Raw genomic sequence first — 17,659 nt, forward strand, 5'->3', positions numbered from 1 at the left:
AAAGGAAACTTTTCTTGTTTTACGAAATGTTTGTAAGGAATGTTTATTTGTAAACTATTACTTACCTCTTAAAAATAAAAAAGTAGTAATTTTTTTTACCATCTATCTCTTTCATCTAAGTAATATGGATTTTAATAAATTTTTAATTATTTCAATATTTCTGACGAATCAAGTGAAAATATGGGTCCAGAAACCTATCTAAAATCGACAATCTATTTCTTTTCGATAATATATATCAAACTTGAATATTCGCCAGTTTTTGATGCTTTAAAATTAGAAATGAATCCGAAAATTAGTCCTTTGAGCCAAAAAAGAGAAGATTTCTTATATTTTTCACTTAACATTGAAATATAAAACGAATCGAGTAGGAGTGGTTTTATTTTTTTGACTTTCCAATCTTCGGTATTCATTAATTTTTCCATCCCAGATTTTGAGAAATGATAGACGTGTCTCGGGACATCGTATGCAGCCCAAAATTCTCTATATTTCAATGCATCGTATGAAGTTGGATTTGGAACCGCGATAATTAGCATCCCTTTATTTTTTAGTTTATCATGAAATAAATGTAACATTTCTTTTTGATTTTCGATATGTTCGAAAACATGCCATAAAGTAATTGCATCTAAAGACTGACTTTCAATAAAATCTAGATTATAAATGATCTTAGTTTTTTTAACTTTTTGAAGTACATATTTGCGGGCAGATTCGCTAGGTTCAAATCCTAAAGTTTCAAAATCATTTTCGATATATTTTACAAATTCGCCAGCACCACATCCATAATCTAAAACTTTTTTATCTTTTCCTACAAAATCAAATAGAATATTTCGCTTGTACCTCAGATTGAAGTTCTGCAACACTTTATATAATTTCTCTTTTAAAGATCCTGAATCTTGATGATGAGAAATATAGTCGGTGCTATCATAATATTTCACAATATCTACTGGAATAGGGTGGGTTTTGAAAACGCCAGGAATAACGGTTTCCTTAATTTCGAATTCTTCTTTAGTAAGAAAATGGTCTATAACTTTCATGTGGTAAATGGGAAACTCTGGATATGTTTCACGTGAAACATTATTTCAAGTAAATTAATAAGATGTTAATATCTGCAGGGGAGACACCACTAATTCTTGCTGCTTGTGCAATTGTTTTTGGACGCACTTTATTAAACTTTTGCTTTGCCTCAGCAGACAATGATTTTAAATTATCATAATTAAAATCATCTCCGATTTTTATTGTTTCCAGTCGAGATAGTTTAGCAACATTATCTCTCTCTTTCTCAATGTAACCCTTGTACTTAATATTAATTTCTGCTTGTTCTTTTACTTCTGTAGAATATTGATGAGTGACTTCCTTAATAAAATCAATTTCTTCTAATTTCTCCAAAGTCATATTAGGTCTGGTCAGTATTTGAGCGGACCGGTAAGCTTGGTCAACTTTAGCAGATGAGATAGTGTCTAAAATTGGATTAATAATTCCTGGTTTCAATGAGGTATCTCTTAAGAAACTCTCTAATTGATTACTTTTATTAATTTTCTCCTTAACTTTTATAAGACGTTCTTCGGATGCTAACCCTAAATTATAAGATTTTTCTGTCAGGCGAATATCTGCATTATCTTGTCTTAATAACAATCTATATTCTGCTCTGGAAGTAAACATGCGATAAGGTTCGTCAGTGCCTTTGGTAATTAAATCATCTATAAGTACACCGATATATGCTTCATCTCTTTTAAGCGTAAAATCTTCTTTTCCGTGAACTTTATTATGAGCATTTATTCCAGCTATTAATCCTTGTCCAGCGGCTTCTTCATAACCGGTAGTGCCATTTATTTGCCCTGCAAAGTATAGATTTTCGATGAGCTTTGTTTCTAAGGTGTGGTTAAGTTGAGTAGGAGGGAAGTAATCATATTCAATGGCATAACCGGGTCTGAAAACCTTTGCGTTTGCAAATCCTGGTATATGTCGCATGGCTTTAATTTGAATATCTTCAGGCAATGACGAGCTGAATCCGTTCACATAAATTTCAACTGTTCGCCACCCTTCTGGTTCAACAAACAATTGGTGACGTTCACGTTCAGCAAAACGATTAATTTTGTCCTCGATACTTGGACAATAGCGTGGGCCGATACTTTGGATCGTTCCATTAAACATAGGACTTCTGTCGAATCCTTCTCTTAATATTTCATGAACCGTTTCATTGGTATAAACAATATGACAGCTCATCTGTTTTGTCAATTTGGGACTGTCTAGATAAGAGAAGTTTTTAGGATTTTCATCGCCTTTTTGCTCTTCCATTTTAGAATAGTCTAGGGACCTTCCGTCTACCCTTGGCGGAGTTCCCGTTTTCATACGACCTGATTCAAAACCTAAATCTACCAATTGTTCAGTAATTCCAAACGCTCGCGGTTCTCCCATTCTACCGCCACCTAATTGCTTAATTCCAACGTGAATTAATCCATTAAGGAAAGTTCCGTTGGTCAGGACTACTGACTTTCCTCTAATTTCAAGTCCTAAAGAAGTGATTACTCCAACAACTCTACTTTTTTCTATGATTAAACTTTTTACCATATCTTGGAAAAAATCTAAGTTAGGAGTTTGTTCCAAAGCGATACGCCATTCTTCAGCAAATAACATTCGGTCATTTTGAGTTCGCGGTGACCACATTGCAGGGCCTTTGGAAAGATTGAGCATTTTGAACTGAATGGCTGATTTATCTGCAATAATTCCAGAGTAGCCACCCATTGCATCAATTTCGCGAACAATCTGTCCCTTTGCAATTCCGCCCATGGCTGGATTACAAGACATTTGTCCAATTGTCTGCATATTCATTGTTATAAGTAAGGTCTTCGAACCTAAATTGGCTGCGGCAGCTGCTGCTTCTGAACCAGCATGTCCTGCTCCTACTACAATAACGTCGTATATTTCGTTTATCATTATGATCTTTTAAATGTTTCACGTGAAACATTACTTTGAATTAAATTATATGCTTTCTTTATCGCTCTAATTAATGTGCCATCGTATTGTAAATCCTTTCGGAGTACTAATCGTAGAATCGGGCGGAACAGTAGATGTAGATTCACCGGAAAGTTCCTAAAAGAGATTGAGATAAAGATCCTCTTTTCCCGTCATTTCATTCTGCTCATCTTCGGTTTTATCTTTGTAACCGCACAGATGAAGAAGTCCATGCGCCAAAACTCTGCGAAGTTCTGACTCAAAATCTTTTGAATGCTCCAGAGCGTTTTCAGAAATGCGGGGCAAAGATACAAAAATATCGGCCGAAATAGTTTTGCCTTTCACATAATCAAACGTAATGATGTCAGTATAATAATCATGATTTAAGAAATCTTGATTGACTTTCAGTAATCCCTCATCAGTCACGAATATATAATTGATTTTACCCAGTTTCTTATTCTCTGCGATCACAAGTTTTTCTAACCACTCACTTGTTTGAGCGGTGATTTCGATGGAATCTATATTTTCGAAAAAAAATTGTATCATAATTTTAAAACCAATGTCCTAGAATGACACTGAACATTCCTTGATTAATGCTTAAAGCACGGCTGTAATTTATTTTTATCTGACCAAAAGGTGATTTATAACCCGCAGTAAGTCCTGCTGAAGATTGCGAAACATGAAATAGATTGTCGACTTTGATATCATTAAATAAGTTTGCAAATGAAAAATTAGCATCAGCAAAAAAGTTTTTGGTCAGCCTGAATTGCAGAGTACTGGAAGAAGTCAAGATATTTTGCGCTACTTCTTGACCAAAATTATACCCTTGAAAATCAACGAAATTTCCTAAATTTTGATCAAATATACCACCGAGCCTATAGTTATAGTAGGGACTTAAATTATCACCAATCGTAAATCCACCCACTAAACCGAGACGGTAGGTTAACCAAGAAGTCAAGGGAAAATTGAGTTGTGTAGTAATTTTTGCCTGGAATGTTTTACCATCATCAAACTTATCCAAAATATCTAGAAGTTTTCCCTCAGCATTTAATAGGAAACCTCTGGTGGGAAAACTACGATCATCTTGAGTGTCGCTTTTAATAAATGCATAGGCATTTACAAAATTTTGTGGATCGCCATAACCACTATTTCCAGTTATTTTGGAATCAAAATAATCGTTGCTGAGTCCTATACCAACTGCATATTTATCTCTCCAAATAGATTGTATGAAGACTTCATTGCGAAACCAATTCCATTTTTCATAAATGTTACCTGACGAATCTTTTAAGTCCAAGGACATTCCTGAAGCATATACGCCCAAGCCAGGGATATAGCCGTTATCAATAAAATAATTGAAATAATACCGAGGTTGATCACCTACGACAATGTCGAGCGAAACGGTTGAGTTGCGGAAGAGAAGTCGCTTTGCTGTAACGTTTAGAAGCAAACCCGTTTTGAAAATTTCATCGTAATGCAAACCGAATTTCAAGAAGAATCTGGTATCATCTTCAGTGACGTTTAACTTTAAATAATTTTTATCATTTTCTTGAACGATATCGTAATTAATTAATCGGTAGTTATTAGTTGCATATAATTTATCAACCATTTTATTAATTCCGCCATAGGTCTGCAAAGAAGGAATTTTCAAGTTCATTTTACCTAAGACATAATTCTTTCTGAAGATATGATCATTTTCTAAGATTAAGCTATCAATTTTGTACACGTTAGAATAGATTGCATTCATAGGGGCACGCAGCAACTTATCGTCTTTTTTTGGTAGTAAAGAGAGGGTTTGCGCATATTTTTGCGCTTCTACATAGCCTGAATCCAAAATCGCTTTTTTAGAATCATAACTGGTAGCACCTGTGCCGTCTAGGTTCGGATGAATATTAATATCCGTATAATTATATTGATTTTTTGTTTCGTTCTGAATACCGAAATCAATCACTTGATTTAAAATCGATATGGCAGATTGCAAATCTTTTCTATTGGATAAGCCCTGGCTCAAATCTACTCCAATCACAATATCGATTCCTTTATCTTTTAATGGTTTAGAAGGGTAATTGATGGTCATTGCCCCATCAATATACAACGAATCTCCAATCTTAACTGGATCCATTAACGAAGGAAAAGCAGAACTGGCCATAATAGAACTTACCAAATCTCCCTCCTCGAACAATTTCATTTTTCCACTTTCAAGATTGGTAGCAACACACATAAAAGGAATGGGTAACTTCGAGAAATCAGTGATGGTAGAAACATTTTTAAAGAGTTCTTTCAACATATAAATGTTTTTCTGACCTGTAGATATTGCTTTTGGTAAAACGTTAATTTTTCCATCTTTTATTGGAACCGTTAAAATATATTTATCAACAGATTTATTAAAGAAGGAAGTTTCTTGTCTTGTTTTTTCATTCGCAATGAGGGAATAAAAATCAGTATCCATTACAATTTTTTCGATTTCTTTTCCTGTATAACCAGAGGCGTATAAACCTCCTACAATTGCTCCCATGCTGGTTCCAGAAATATAATCGACTTTTACTCCCAATGAATCGAGCACTTTCAAAACGCCAATGTGGGCAAATCCTTTCGCGCCGCCACCTGAAAGTGACAAACCAATTTTAGGATTGGGAGGTATTGTAAATCCTTGTTTAAGCTGAGATTTTCCGTAGAAACTTAACAATAGCAGGAATAGGAGAGTGATGTATTTTTTCATTTAATCTTTGATATATATTCGTTTAACGCGTCTCGAGATGGATGTTAAAACTTCGTAAGAAATTGTATTACAATAACATGCGAAATCTTCAAGAGATGGATTTGAGTTGAAAATAATTACCTCTTCTCCTTCTTTTGCAGGAGAATCACCGATGTCAATCATCATCATATCCATGCAAACATTGCCTACAATCGGATAAAGTTCTTTTCTAATGCCCAAAAAACCAACATTATTTCCAATTAATCTCGGTATTCCGTCTGCATAACCAACGGGAATCGTTGCAATTCTAGTATTTTTATTTGCTTTGAATTTGCGGTTATAGCCAACTGAATCGCCTATCTCAATTGGTGATATTTGAGAAATTACGGTTTTGAAAGTAACTGCGCTTTTCAGTTGTTTTTTGATTTCGGAACTTGCAGATACACCAACCATTCCAATACCGATTCTTACCATATCAAATTGGTGGTCGGCGAAATTTGTAATTCCTGAGGTGTTGAGAATATGCCGAATCGGTTGATCTGGTAAACCCTCAATAAGTATTTCGGAACTGTTTCCAAAGGTTTCGATCTGTTGCAAAGTGTAATCTCGTTCCGATTCATCATCAGACGAAGATAGATGACTAAAGATAGAAATGACTTTTACATTCATTGAACGCAACTTTTCAATAAGTTCCTGCAATTCTTCTGTCTTAAAACCGAGACGATTCATCCCTGTTTCTAGTTTGATATGAATTGGGTATCGATGCTGAATTCCTTTTTGAGTAAGTTTTTCATTAAATAATTCCAGCACGCGAAAACTATAAATTTCTGGCTCTAGATTATAATCGATGATGATGTTGTAGCTGTGTTGCTCAGGATTCATCACCATGATTGGTGTCGTAATTCCGTTTTTTCTTAAATCTACGCCTTCATCTGCGTACGCGACGCCTAAATAATCAATGTGATGATGTTGTAGGAACTCAGCAATTTCATAGCCACCTAACCCATAAGAGTATGCTTTTACCATCGCCATCATTTTGGTTTTCGGTTTGAGCAAGGCTTTATGAACATTAATGTTATGGAGAATAGAATTCAGATTTACTTCTAAAACGGTATCGTGTTTTTGTAATTCTAAATAAGATTTTACTTTATCAATTTCAAACTTTCTAGCACCTTTTAGCAATATGAGATTATCTTCGATTTGATTAAGATTAACGCTTTCAATGAGTTCTGTCGTGTTACTGAAAGTAAATGTTGTCGCGGTAAAAAGGCCTTCCAATTTGGTGATTTCATCACCAATCAGAAATACCGTCTTGAAATTCTGCTCATTAGTTATTGCCGCTACTTCTTGATATAATCGATCTGAATCTTTCCCTTCTACAAAATCGGTCAGGATCAAAGTTTTATGTGGTCTGTTATATTCGTTAATATTTTGAAAAGCTATTTTTAAAGAATCTAAGTCGAGATTAAAGGAATCATTAATTATCAAATTGTTCCGAATCCCATTAACACTTTCTAACCGCATTTCTACAGATTTTAAAGAGTTCAGTTTCTCTACAATTATTGAATTTTCAATACCAAACTCCTTTAAAACACAAACAACACACAAAGCATTACTAATGGTTGCCTCGTCTCTCTGGTGAATCGGCACCGAAAATTCCTCCTCGAAATATTGAATAATAACGCCTTGTGATTTATTCTTCCAATCATTTTTAATAGACACATTATTGGTACTATTAAACCCGAATGATATTAAATTTTTAACTGAATAGGCATCGGCTAACTTTTTGCAAACCAAATCACTATCACCATTAAAAATGATGGTTTTAGAATTTACGAATAATTTTATTTTTTCATCAATCAACTCATCAACGTACTCGAAATTTGAAGAATGAGCAGATCCGATGTGCGTAAGAATACCAACTTCTGGAGAAAAAATATGCTCAAGCAACTCCATCTCTTTTGGTTTTGAAATTCCTACTTCAAAAATTCCCAATTGATGTTTTTTATTAATCTCAAGCAAAGAAATCGGAAGTCCCAATTGCGAATTGAAACTCTTGGGACTTTTCACCGTAGCGTAATCATGAAACAAAGATTGATACAGCCATTCTTTTACGATCGTTTTACCATTGCTACCCGTAATTCCAATGGTTTTAAGCTGGAATTGCTGTAGATGGTATTTCGCGATTTGTTGAAGAAATTGAATTGAATTACGAACGATGATCCAAGTAATATTTTCATATTGCGGGTGATAATGTTCAGAAATAATAATGTTAATTCCTTTATCAATCGCCGACTGAATATATTTTTCGCCCGAATTTTTCGAGGTATTAATTGCTAGAAAAGCCGAGTTCGCCTCCGAAAATATGGTCCTGCTGTCGTAGGCGATATTTTTAACTTCTGCAGTTTCATCACCAATTAATTGGGAATTTGTAATTTCTGCAATTTGTTTGGTGGTGTAATTCATTTACGATCGTTGATCAGAAATTCATCATTGAAAACTCTTCTACTCACGGCTTCATAACTGTCTGTTTCTCCTAACTGCACCAAATCAGTATTGGCTGATGTTCTCATTGAATGGTTCGCGAGGTTTCCCGTTCTCTTACAAATAGCGTGCACTTTCGTAACGTATTCTGCAGTGGCCATTAAATTGGGTATGGGTCCAAAAGGGCGGCCCATAAAATCCATATCCAAGCCTGCAATTACTACTCGTATTCCGCTATTGGCGAGTTTATTAGCTACCTCTACAATGCTTTCATCAAAAAACTGCGCTTCATCAATTCCGACTACATCGCAATTAGATCCTAAAAGTAAAATTTCACTGGGGTTTTCCACAGGAGTGCTGCGGATTTTATTTTGATTGTGAGAAACAACTTCTTCATCAGCATATCTGGTATCCAATTTTGGTTTAAAGATTTCCACGTTTTGTCCTGCCATTTCTGCACGTCTCAAACGACGGATCAACTCTTCAGTTTTCCCCGAAAACATCGACCCGCAGATAACCTCCATCCAGCCGCTTTGTTTTGCGTGATTTATTGTATTTTCTAAAAACATTTGTTAATTTAGCCGTAAGATTTAAAAAATCAAAATTACGGAAATATAATAAGAATCTAATATGCAAAATCTTCAAGATATACACGACAAAATTTTTTTTGAAACCAAAAGTATTCTCGAAACATTGTGTAAAATTAATTCAAAGGACGAGCTTCTTTCCAGACAAGATTTATTCGCCGAACTAACTGATCGAATTGCCTTTTTACGAATTTTAGAAAAAAACGAGGATCAATTCTCTCTTATGCTGAAAGGTGGAAATATAGAGCAGTTCAATGATGATAACCTCACTCTAGATGAAAGTGCGGAACAGGTAGCGTTCAATGGAAATGATTTCAAAGAGAATTTGGTTGAAGAAGAAGTAATCTTCACCAATGATTTAAACGATTTTGAGGAAGAAATTCAAACTGAAGAAAAGTATGCTACTTCAATGGTAGAGGATAACGACGATTTAGAATCGAATGAAATCCAAAACGGTTCTATTTCAGAATCAGATCTGTCGCCAGAGGATGAAATTCCTTTAATTATCGAGCAAGAGGAATCTGATTACGCCCAAAGAGTTGCCCAGAAAGAAAGAGATCTAGAGGAATTGGAAGAACGCAGACGTAAAATCGTTGAAATTACCAAGCCTGATGTCTTACCTGCGGAATCAGATATAATTCCTGAACAGAAAGCAGATGCGCTACCCGAGCATCTCGAGAAAAAATTTAAATTGGCCAATATAAAAGGGTTAAGAGTTGTGCAACATTTGTTTGATAATGATCCTTTGGAAGACGAAAAAGAACAAGAAAAACCAAAACCTGAGCTTGGAAGTCTTTTGAAAGCTAATGTGCGCACTGATTTTATGGAAGCCGAAAGAAAGAAACCTGAATTTAGGCTTGATCTAAATGACAAGGTTGCCTTTACCAAAAGCTTATTTGCTGGTGATGCGGACGAATTGAAATTAACCATCGACAAATTAAATAGCTTTAGCAATCTGGAAGACGCGAAGAATTATCTGAGCGAAGTTTATTACCGAAAAGATTGGGCTAAAGCCGACGAATACGCACAACGACTTTGGAACTTGGTAGAAAATAAGTTCATGTAAACTCTGAAATATATGATGATTAGAAATATAGAAGATTTCCAAAACGTTTTTTTTATCGGAGTAGCAGGAGTCGGAATGAGTGCAATCGCACAGTATCTACAAGGAATTGGAAAGCAAGTTTCTGGCAGTGACCGATATTTTCATCCTAATGAATATAACAAAACCAAAGATCAATTAGAAAGCGAAGGAATCAAATGTTTTCTTCAAGATGGCAGCGGAATTAATAAGTATACAGATTTAATTGTAGTTTCGACTGCGATCGAAGATACGGTTTACGAAGTTCAAAAAGCCAAAGAACTTGGAATTTCAATTATTAAACGGAGCGAGCTTTTATCAACTATTGCGAAAAGTAAAAAGACCATTGCCGTGGCCGGAACTTCTGGTAAATCCACTTCTTCTGCCATGCTTTATCAAATTCTATTGGATGCTAATTTTGAACCTAGTATTATTTCTGGTGCCGGATTAACAAGCATTATTAAACAAGGAAAGATTGGGAATGCTGCCGTAGGAAGAGGCGAGTGGTTAATCATCGAAGCAGATGAAAGTGATGGTTCCGTTGTTCAATATGAACCCGAAATAGGCTTGCTTTTAAATATTGACAAAGATCACCAGGAAATTGACGAATTAATAGAGCTATTTACTATTTTTAAAAACAATACGCAGAGCCTATTCATTGTTAATCAATCAAATGCACTAGCCAAATCATTGTCAGCTGATGCTAAAAACGATTTTGGATTTGAAGATTTCGCTGCAGGTTATTCAGCCGTAAATTTCAAACAAGATGGCCTTTCGTTAACTTTTGAAGTTTTGAATCAGCATTTTCAAATGAATTCTTTGGGCCAACATTCCGTTGAAAATGCTACCGCCGCAATTGCTGTGGCTCATCAAATCGGAATTGACCTTAAGACCTGTGCTGAAAGTTTAGAAGCCTACGAAGGAATTTACCGACGACATCAAATTTTAGGTAAAAAACATGGAGTTTGGGTAATTGATGATTATGCACATAATCCTGCCAAATGTGCAGCTTCAATTAAAGCCTGCCAACCTCTAGCGAAAAAAGTAATTGCCTGGTTTCAACCACATGGGTATAAGCCAACGAGATTTTTAAAAGATGATTTTATTCAAGAGATTGCTGATGCATTGCGACCTCAAGATGAAATCTGGATGAGCGAAATTTTCTACGCTGGCGGAACTGCGGTGAAAGATATTTCAGCCAATGAATTAGTAGAAGGAATTAAAGCTAAAGGTAAAAACGCCCATTTCGTTGAAGATCGAAATGATTTATTACAAGCATTGCGGCCTGAATTAAAAGAAGGTACAGTTTTATTGCTCATGGGCGCCCGCGATCCCAGCTTAGAAACTTTTTGCAAAAATCTTTATGAAAATTTATAAATGAGTGGAATCCTATATTTTGTCCCAACACCAGTTGGAAATTTAGAAGACATTACTTTCAGAGCGGTAAAAATTCTGAAAGAAGTCGATTATATTTTATGTGAAGATACCCGAACTTCAGGTTTTCTTTTGAAACACTATGAAATATCTAAACCATTAAAATCCTACCACTTACACAATGAGCATCAAAGCACTCAAAAAGTAATTGATGATTTAAAAAACGGCCAAAATATCGCCATCATTACAGATGCTGGCACTCCTGGAATTTCGGATCCGGGTTATCTTTTGGCGAAGGCTATTTCTGATGCGAATTTAGAAATGCAATGTTTGCCTGGCGCAACAGCGTTTGTTCCCGCCTTAGTAGTTTCAGGTTTGCCCAATAACGAATTTTTATTTGCTGGATTTTTACCTCAAAAAAAAGGGCGACAAACCAAGCTTAAACAATTGGCGGAAGAAAAAAGAACCGTTATTATTTATGAAAGTCCGCACAAGATCAATACTACTTTAGAACAGATTAAAGAATTTTTTGGTGAGGAAACCAAAGTGAGTCTAAGCCGCGAAATTTCAAAAAAGTTTGAAGAAACTAAAAGAGGAACAATCAATGAGTTAATTGACTTCTCCAAAAGCAAAACTTTAAAAGGTGAAATTGTTTTGGTTATCAATAATGTCGATAATAAGGAAGTTGATGAGGAAAAACCTTTGTCTAAAAATAAATACAAAAACGTAGAAAAATAGAATATACTATGGGATTATTAGAAGGAAAAGTTGCTTTAATTACCGGTGCAACACGGGGAATCGGAAAGGGAATTGCGGAGGTTTTCGCCAAAGAAGGAGCACACGTTGCCTTCACTTACGCAGGTTCTGTGGATAAAGCTAAAGCCTTAGAGGAAGAATTAGGAAAAATTACGAAAGTGAAATCATATCAATCCGACGCTTCAGATTATGAGGCGGCCCAGAAATTAGCAGCAGATGTTATCGCGGACTTCGGTAAAATTGATATTCTTATTAATAACGCTGGAATTACCAAAGATAATTTAATGCTCAGAATGTCCAAAGAAGATTGGGATACCATCATTAATGTTAATTTAAACTCTGTATTTAACTTGACTAAAGCGGTAATTAAACCTATGATGAAAGCAAGATCAGGCTCAATTATCAATATGACTTCCGTTGTCGGAATCAAAGGAAATGCAGGTCAGGCGAATTATGCGGCATCGAAAGCGGGTGTCATTGGTTTCTCGAAATCAATCGCGCTTGAGTTAGGTTCCCGAAACATTCGGTGCAATGCCATCGCTCCAGGATTTATTGAGACCGAAATGACTGCAGCTTTAGACGAGAAAACAGTTCAAGGTTGGAGGGACGCAATTCCTCTAAAACGAGGCGGTCAGCCGGAAGATGTGGCCAATGCCTGTGTGTTCTTGGCCAGCGACATGTCAACTTACATCAGCGGTCAAGTGCTGAATGTTGATGGCGGAATGTTGACTTAGATTCTTAAGGAGCAAAAAGATTTATATCTATCCTCAAAAGCGGTCCCGCTTTCCACTATATCTTTTGCAATCGCTATCGCGATCGTAAAAGGATACCGCTCCAATCGCGGCTACAACAAAAATCATTTCATCTTACTAACAATTTTACCAACCAATTGTTAGTAAGATTTCTTACTAATTTGCACAGAATAGTTGATAATTTTTCAATTGCGGAATATTATTTGTATTCTTCTAAACTTATAATTGATCCTAATTGTTATGAGTGAATTATTGCAACTATTTCAAAACACAAGAGCGCAATCTGTTGCACTCTGCGAGCCACTTCACATTGAGGACTACCTTCCACAACCTGTAGATTTTGCCAGTCCACCAAAATGGCATCTCAGTCATTCAACTTGGTTTTTTGAAGAAATGGTGCTCAAGAAATTCGTTACCGACTATAAAATTTTCAATCCACACTTTTCATTTTTATTCAATAGTTATTATCAGACGATAGGCGAAAGAGCGATCCGAACGGAGCGTGGCACCATCACCAGACCAACCGTTGCAGAAGTTTACGAATACCGTAAATATGTAGATGCTCATATCAAGCGTTTATTGCAAAATGCTATAAGTCCTGAGTTGGAAGAACTAATTATTTTGGGAGTCAACCATGAACAGCAACATCAGGAACTACTTATCACCGATTTAAAACACACTTTCTCCTATAATCCAATACATCCAGTTTATAAAGAAAACTTCAATCTTACCGCGCAAAATAACGAGGAAGACGGTTGGTTGCAAATAAGTGAAGGAATTTACAAAATTGGGTTTGAGGGTGAAGGATTTCATTTTGATAACGAAAAAGGGAGGCACAAAGTTTTTCTGCATGATTTTGAGATTTCTAAATTTTTGGTCACCAACGCCGACTTCTTAGAATTTATGGAAGTTGGCGGATACGATAATTTTAAATTCTGGCTGGATGAAGGTTGGAATTGGGTCAATGAAAATCAAATCAAATCACCACTTTATTGGACAAAAATAGATGGCGATTGGCATTCCTTTACTCTGGAAGGTTTAAAACCCATCGAACATGATGATATTTTAACCCATATTTCTTTCTACGAAGCACAAGCTTTTGCATGCTGGAAAGGTTTAAGATTGCCGACTGAATTCGAATGGGAAGCTGCGGCAGATCAATTAAATTGGGGGAAAAGATGGGAATGGACTTACTCGGCTTACCTTCCTTATCCCAATTTTCAAATTGCTGAAGGTGCGGTCGGTGAGTATAATGGCAAATTTATGGTGAGCCAAATGGTTTTGCGCGGCGCCTCCACGGCAACTCCAAAAGGACACGAGCGAAAAACCTACAGAAACTTTTTCCATCCTAAACACAGATGGCAAGTAACCGGAATAAGATTAGCAAAATGACGAAAAACAATACTTTTTTAAAGGACGTGAATGACGGTCTCAGTCAATATCCCAAATATCTTTCTTCACATTATTTTTATGATAAAAACGGCGATGAGCTATTCCGCCAAATTATGGAAATGCCTGAATATTATCTGACCAATTCTGAATTAGAAATTTTTAAGGAGCAGACCGACTCCATTATTGGATCCTTTGGCCTCGATAAAAGTCAAGGATTTGAATTAATTGAGCTCGGAGCAGGAGATGGGGAAAAGACACAACATCTTTTAAAGCGTTTGATAGACGAGGATTTCAAATTCAAATTTATTCCTGTTGATATTTCGAATAATAGCCTTCACCAAATTACCGAACGGATGACAGATTTATTTCCGACATTAGAAATTGAAGGAAAACAGGGCGATTATTTTTATGTCCTCGATGAACTTTTTATTTCAGATAAACCCAAAGTCATTCTCTTTATCGGTTCTAATCTTGGCAATATGGCAGATGAAACAGCTGCCAATTTCTTAAATAAGATCGCAATCAATATGAAGCCTGGTGAAAAATTATTGTTGGGCTTAGATTTAATAAAGTCACAAGATATCGTCCTTCCAGCTTACAGCGATGCCGCCGGAATTACAAGAGACTTTAATTTAAATCTTTTAAAAAGAATTAATAATGAACTCGGTGCGGATTTCGACATTTCAAGTTTTGAACATCAACCAGAATATACAGAAGAAGAAGGTATTGCAAAAAGTTTTTTGAGATCTAAAAAGAAACAAACTGTTTATATCAAAGACTTGGAGAAATTTTTCGAATTTGCTGAAAATGAAAGCATCCACACGGAAATCTCGCGCAAGTATAATGATGAAATTTTACAGAGGCTGATCGCTACCTCCGACTTGGAAATCTCGACTAAATTACTAGATCGGAAAAATTATTTCGCGGACTATATTCTTATAAAAACATGAGTGAAAAATTACCCATTAAAGGAATTTTAGGTTTAGGTAAAGCATCAACGCTCTACTATTTAAATGAAATTCAAGAAAGATATCAGCGAAAAAATGATTTATACTCTACGTGTCCATTTATCCTATACCAAGTTGACTTTCAAGAAATAAACCCTTTTTTGCCAAATAATTTTTCTATTCTAATTCCCAAACTTGAATATTTCTTTCATCAGATAAAAGAACTTGGAATTTCTAAATTATTAGTTCCTAATATAACATTGCACGAAAGCATAGATCAAGTTAGTTTTCAATTTGATATTTGTCATCCTGTTTTTTTAACGTTAAAATATTTGGCAGAAAATAAAATTTCAGAAGTTTGCCTATTTGGGACGAAGTATACGATGAACTCAGAATATTTGCACCATAAGTTTTCTGAAAAGAATATTAAAATGTATTTGCCCAGCAAGGAAGATCAAGACTGGATTGACCACTTTAGGAAATCAGTTTACTCCCAAAAATCTTCTTCTGAGGAAACTTTAAAGTTTCAACAATTGATTAGAAAATATTCATCAAAAAGCGCGGTCATCATTTCATGTACCGAGCTTTCTTTATTTTCTTTAAAAAATGATTCTTCTTGTATTGATATGGCAGACCTACAAATAGAAGAATTTCTGCGCTAAAATTTCTAGTGGAAAACCTGATTTTCCTGTTCCAATACTCTAATAAAAGTTGTTCTTTTCGAAAGCTCCCGCAATTGTGAAGCTCCGACATAAGTGCAAGTTGACCGAACGCCGCCCAGAATATCTTTCACGGTCACTGCAACTGCTCCCTTGTAAGGAACTTTTACCGTCTTTCCTTCAGAAGAACGATATTCTGCCACGCCACCTGAATGTTTATCCATCGCCGTTTGGGAACTCATTCCGTAAAAAAGTCTGAATTTTTCACCGTTTTCTTCTACAATTTCTCCACCACTTTCATCATGACCCGCAAACATTCCGCCCAACATCACGAAGTCGGCGCCGCCACCAAATGCTTTCGCGACATCTCCCGGAATTTTGCAACCGCCATCAGAGATTATGTGTCCGCCAAGTCCGTGCGCCGCATCAGCACATTCGATAATTGCAGAAAGTTGCGGATAACCGACACCCGTTTTTATTCTCGTTGTACAAACGGAGCCGGGACCAATTCCGACTTTTACAATATCAGCTCCCGATAAGATTAGTTCTTCCACCATTTCTCCAGTTACCACATTTCCGGCGATGATGGTTTTATCAGGGAAAATCTTACGCATCTTTCTTACGAATCCTACGAAATGTTCAGAATAACCGTTGGCAACATCGATGCATAGAAAATTAATTTTCGGATGCGCTTCTACAATTTTCTGAATTTTACCTTCATCTTCTTTACCAATTCCGGTACTTAACGCAATGTAATTGTAAATAGAGTCTGGTTGATCTTTAAGAAAACCTGACCATTCTTCAATGGTATAATGTTTATGAATAGCCGTAATTATTTGATGTTTTGAAAGCGCTTCTGCCATTTCAAAAGTTCCGACCGTATCCATATTCGCGGCAATAATTGGAACACCTGTCCATTCTTTCTGTGAATTTCGGAAGGTAAAATTTCTTTCTAAACTGACTTGTGAGCGTGATTTTAAAGTGGAGCGTTTCGGACGGATCATGACGTCTTTAAATCCTAATTTAAGTTCGGTTTCGATGCGCATTTTTTATATTTTAAATTAAAGTAGAAAAAGATTTAAAAAGCCATTCACTTATTCCAGAGTTTCTCTTAACTGCTGAAGATGTTCGTGCGCAGTTAAATCGAATTTAACCGGGACAATAGAGATGTAACCATCAGCCAGAGCCGTTTCATCAGCATCGTGGCCATCGTCCATATTATTGAAATAACCGGTCAACCAATAATATTTTTTGCCGTGTGGATTGATTCTTTCATCGAAATTTTCCTCCCATTTTGCATTGGCTTGTCGGCAAACTTTCACTCCTTTAATTTCTTCTTTTTTAAGATTGGGAATATTAACATTCAGCACCGTTCCTTTAGGTATTGGATTTGCCAAGACTTTTTTCACAATGGTTTGAATATATTCTTTGGCTTGCGAAAAATCAGCATCCCAAGAGAAATCGAGTAAGGAAAAACCAATCGCCTGTAAACCCTCTACGCCCGCTTCTACAGCAGCACTCATGGTTCCAGAATAAATAACATTAATTGAAGAGTTGGCGCCGTGATTAATTCCGGAAACGACTAAATCTGGTTTTCTAGGCAAAATTTTATTTAAGGCAAATTTCACGCAGTCAACTGGAGTTCCGCTGAGCGAGTAATCTTTTTGGGGACCATCCAAGCCAATTTCTTCGAAGGTTAAAGTAGAGTCAATCGTAATCGCGTGGCCTTTTCCAGACTGAGGCGAATTGGGAGCAACAACGATTACGTCGCCGATTTCGTTCATAAAGTTGACAAGATTTCTAATTCCGGGAGCCGTGATTCCGTCGTCGTTGGTGACTAATATTAAGGGTTTTTTCATGAATTTAAAATGATTTTAGACAAAAATAATTCTTTAAAAAGACATTAGGCGTATTCTTCAAAAGTTTAATGATTATTTAAGATTTGCGGAGAAACAGAGCATCGAATACTACTTTTCCTCATAT

The 17,659-nt window shown here is 36.0% G+C and carries 15 protein-coding genes; 7 read left to right on the top strand and 8 right to left on the bottom strand.

Annotated features, from left to right (window positions below; genetic code table 11):
* Nucleotides 1–212 precede the first annotated feature (212 nt).
* From BMX49_RS01720 to BMX49_RS01745, 6 genes are all read right to left on the bottom strand, one after another.
* On the bottom strand, nucleotides 213–1,031 hold the full coding sequence (locus BMX49_RS01720; protein WP_034718052.1) for a class I SAM-dependent methyltransferase: 819 nt from the start codon (nucleotides 1,029–1,031) through the stop codon (nucleotides 213–215).
* 40 nt (nucleotides 1,032–1,071) lie between these two features.
* A complete protein-coding gene (mnmG, locus tag BMX49_RS01725; protein ID WP_034718054.1) occupies nucleotides 1,072–2,931 on the bottom strand; it encodes a tRNA uridine-5-carboxymethylaminomethyl(34) synthesis enzyme MnmG in 1,860 nt (619 codons plus the stop codon).
* A 156-nt stretch (nucleotides 2,932–3,087) separates the two neighbouring features.
* Nucleotides 3,088–3,495, bottom strand: coding sequence for an rRNA maturation RNase YbeY (gene ybeY / locus BMX49_RS01730; protein WP_034718057.1), 408 nt, complete (start codon nucleotides 3,493–3,495; stop codon nucleotides 3,088–3,090).
* A gap of 4 nt (nucleotides 3,496–3,499) precedes the next feature.
* Nucleotides 3,500–5,665 (bottom strand): patatin-like phospholipase family protein, encoded by a 2,166-nt coding sequence (locus BMX49_RS01735; RefSeq protein ID WP_034718059.1) that lies wholly within the window; start codon nucleotides 5,663–5,665, stop codon nucleotides 3,500–3,502.
* Nucleotides 5,666–8,110, bottom strand: a complete 2,445-nt coding sequence (locus BMX49_RS01740; protein ID WP_034718061.1) for a bifunctional UDP-N-acetylmuramoyl-tripeptide:D-alanyl-D-alanine ligase/alanine racemase — start codon at nucleotides 8,108–8,110, stop codon at nucleotides 5,666–5,668.
* The gene (locus BMX49_RS01745) at nucleotides 8,107–8,697 is read right to left on the bottom strand and encodes a thymidine kinase (protein WP_034718062.1); all 591 of its coding nucleotides are present in this window, start codon (nucleotides 8,695–8,697) and stop codon (nucleotides 8,107–8,109) included. The genes BMX49_RS01740 and BMX49_RS01745 overlap by 4 nt, the downstream gene beginning before the upstream one ends.
* A gap of 61 nt (nucleotides 8,698–8,758) precedes the next feature.
* On the opposite strand from BMX49_RS01745, the gene BMX49_RS01750 reads away from it, so the two are divergent.
* The 7 genes from BMX49_RS01750 to BMX49_RS01780 all read left to right on the top strand — a co-directional run bounded on the left by BMX49_RS01750 (nucleotide 8,759) and on the right by BMX49_RS01780 (nucleotide 15,679).
* On the top strand, nucleotides 8,759–9,781 hold the full coding sequence (locus BMX49_RS01750; RefSeq protein WP_034718063.1) for a DUF8457 domain-containing protein: 1,023 nt from the start codon (nucleotides 8,759–8,761) through the stop codon (nucleotides 9,779–9,781).
* Nucleotides 9,782–9,793: 12 nt separating this feature from the next.
* A complete protein-coding gene (locus tag BMX49_RS01755) occupies nucleotides 9,794–11,173 on the top strand; it encodes a UDP-N-acetylmuramate--L-alanine ligase (RefSeq protein WP_034718065.1) in 1,380 nt (459 codons plus the stop codon).
* Nucleotides 11,174–11,908 carry a 16S rRNA (cytidine(1402)-2'-O)-methyltransferase gene (rsmI, locus tag BMX49_RS01760; protein WP_034718067.1) on the top strand — a complete coding sequence of 245 codons (735 nt, stop codon included), beginning with the start codon at nucleotides 11,174–11,176 and terminating at the stop codon, nucleotides 11,906–11,908. It begins immediately after the preceding gene.
* Nucleotides 11,909–11,916: 8 nt separating this feature from the next.
* A complete protein-coding gene (gene fabG / locus BMX49_RS01765) occupies nucleotides 11,917–12,660 on the top strand; it encodes a 3-oxoacyl-[acyl-carrier-protein] reductase (RefSeq protein WP_034718069.1) in 744 nt (247 codons plus the stop codon).
* A gap of 258 nt (nucleotides 12,661–12,918) precedes the next feature.
* Complete coding sequence (egtB, locus tag BMX49_RS01770; RefSeq protein ID WP_034718071.1) at nucleotides 12,919–14,070, top strand: ergothioneine biosynthesis protein EgtB; 1,152 nt, start codon at nucleotides 12,919–12,921, stop codon at nucleotides 14,068–14,070.
* A complete protein-coding gene (locus BMX49_RS01775) occupies nucleotides 14,067–15,020 on the top strand; it encodes an L-histidine N(alpha)-methyltransferase (RefSeq protein WP_034718073.1) in 954 nt (317 codons plus the stop codon). The genes egtB and BMX49_RS01775 overlap by 4 nt, the downstream gene beginning before the upstream one ends.
* Nucleotides 15,017–15,679, top strand: a complete 663-nt coding sequence (locus BMX49_RS01780; RefSeq protein WP_034718075.1) for an aspartate/glutamate racemase family protein — start codon at nucleotides 15,017–15,019, stop codon at nucleotides 15,677–15,679. Before BMX49_RS01775 ends, BMX49_RS01780 begins: the two co-directional genes overlap by 4 nt.
* 5 nt (nucleotides 15,680–15,684) lie before the next feature.
* On the opposite strand, the gene BMX49_RS01785 is transcribed toward BMX49_RS01780, so the two are convergent.
* Together BMX49_RS01785 and surE are read right to left on the bottom strand one after the other, a co-directional pair.
* Nucleotides 15,685–16,722 carry a GMP reductase gene (locus BMX49_RS01785; protein ID WP_034718077.1) on the bottom strand — a complete coding sequence of 346 codons (1,038 nt, stop codon included), beginning with the start codon at nucleotides 16,720–16,722 and terminating at the stop codon, nucleotides 15,685–15,687.
* Between the two features lie 48 nt (nucleotides 16,723–16,770).
* Complete coding sequence (gene surE / locus BMX49_RS01790) at nucleotides 16,771–17,535, bottom strand: 5'/3'-nucleotidase SurE (protein ID WP_034718079.1); 765 nt, start codon at nucleotides 17,533–17,535, stop codon at nucleotides 16,771–16,773.
* Between the last annotated feature and the right edge of the window lie 124 nt (nucleotides 17,536–17,659).

It is taken from the genome of Kaistella antarctica, from assembly GCF_900109615.1.
In the GTDB taxonomy this organism is placed as follows: domain Bacteria; phylum Bacteroidota; class Bacteroidia; order Flavobacteriales; family Weeksellaceae; genus Kaistella; species Kaistella antarctica.

What these genes read in the sequence shown, in the direction of transcription:
- BMX49_RS01720 (WP_034718052.1), bottom strand. Translation starts at nt 1,031, where the DNA reads ATGAAAGTTATAGACCATTTTCTTACTAAAGAAGAATTCGAAATTAAG.
- mnmG (WP_034718054.1), bottom strand. Translation starts at nt 2,931, where the DNA reads ATGATAAACGAAATATACGACGTTATTGTAGTAGGAGCAGGACATGCT.
- ybeY (WP_034718057.1), bottom strand. Translation starts at nt 3,495, where the DNA reads ATGATACAATTTTTTTTCGAAAATATAGATTCCATCGAAATCACCGCT.
- BMX49_RS01735 (WP_034718059.1), bottom strand. Translation starts at nt 5,665, where the DNA reads ATGAAAAAATACATCACTCTCCTATTCCTGCTATTGTTAAGTTTCTAC.
- BMX49_RS01740 (WP_034718061.1), bottom strand. Translation starts at nt 8,110, where the DNA reads ATGAATTACACCACCAAACAAATTGCAGAAATTACAAATTCCCAATTA.
- BMX49_RS01745 (WP_034718062.1), bottom strand. Translation starts at nt 8,697, where the DNA reads ATGTTTTTAGAAAATACAATAAATCACGCAAAACAAAGCGGCTGGATG.
- BMX49_RS01750 (WP_034718063.1), top strand. Translation starts at nt 8,759, where the DNA reads ATGCAAAATCTTCAAGATATACACGACAAAATTTTTTTTGAAACCAAA.
- BMX49_RS01755 (WP_034718065.1), top strand. Translation starts at nt 9,794, where the DNA reads ATGATGATTAGAAATATAGAAGATTTCCAAAACGTTTTTTTTATCGGA.
- rsmI (WP_034718067.1), top strand. Translation starts at nt 11,174, where the DNA reads ATGAGTGGAATCCTATATTTTGTCCCAACACCAGTTGGAAATTTAGAA.
- fabG (WP_034718069.1), top strand. Translation starts at nt 11,917, where the DNA reads ATGGGATTATTAGAAGGAAAAGTTGCTTTAATTACCGGTGCAACACGG.
- egtB (WP_034718071.1), top strand. Translation starts at nt 12,919, where the DNA reads ATGAGTGAATTATTGCAACTATTTCAAAACACAAGAGCGCAATCTGTT.
- BMX49_RS01775 (WP_034718073.1), top strand. Translation starts at nt 14,067, where the DNA reads ATGACGAAAAACAATACTTTTTTAAAGGACGTGAATGACGGTCTCAGT.
- BMX49_RS01780 (WP_034718075.1), top strand. Translation starts at nt 15,017, where the DNA reads ATGAGTGAAAAATTACCCATTAAAGGAATTTTAGGTTTAGGTAAAGCA.
- BMX49_RS01785 (WP_034718077.1), bottom strand. Translation starts at nt 16,722, where the DNA reads ATGCGCATCGAAACCGAACTTAAATTAGGATTTAAAGACGTCATGATC.
- surE (WP_034718079.1), bottom strand. Translation starts at nt 17,535, where the DNA reads ATGAAAAAACCCTTAATATTAGTCACCAACGACGACGGAATCACGGCT.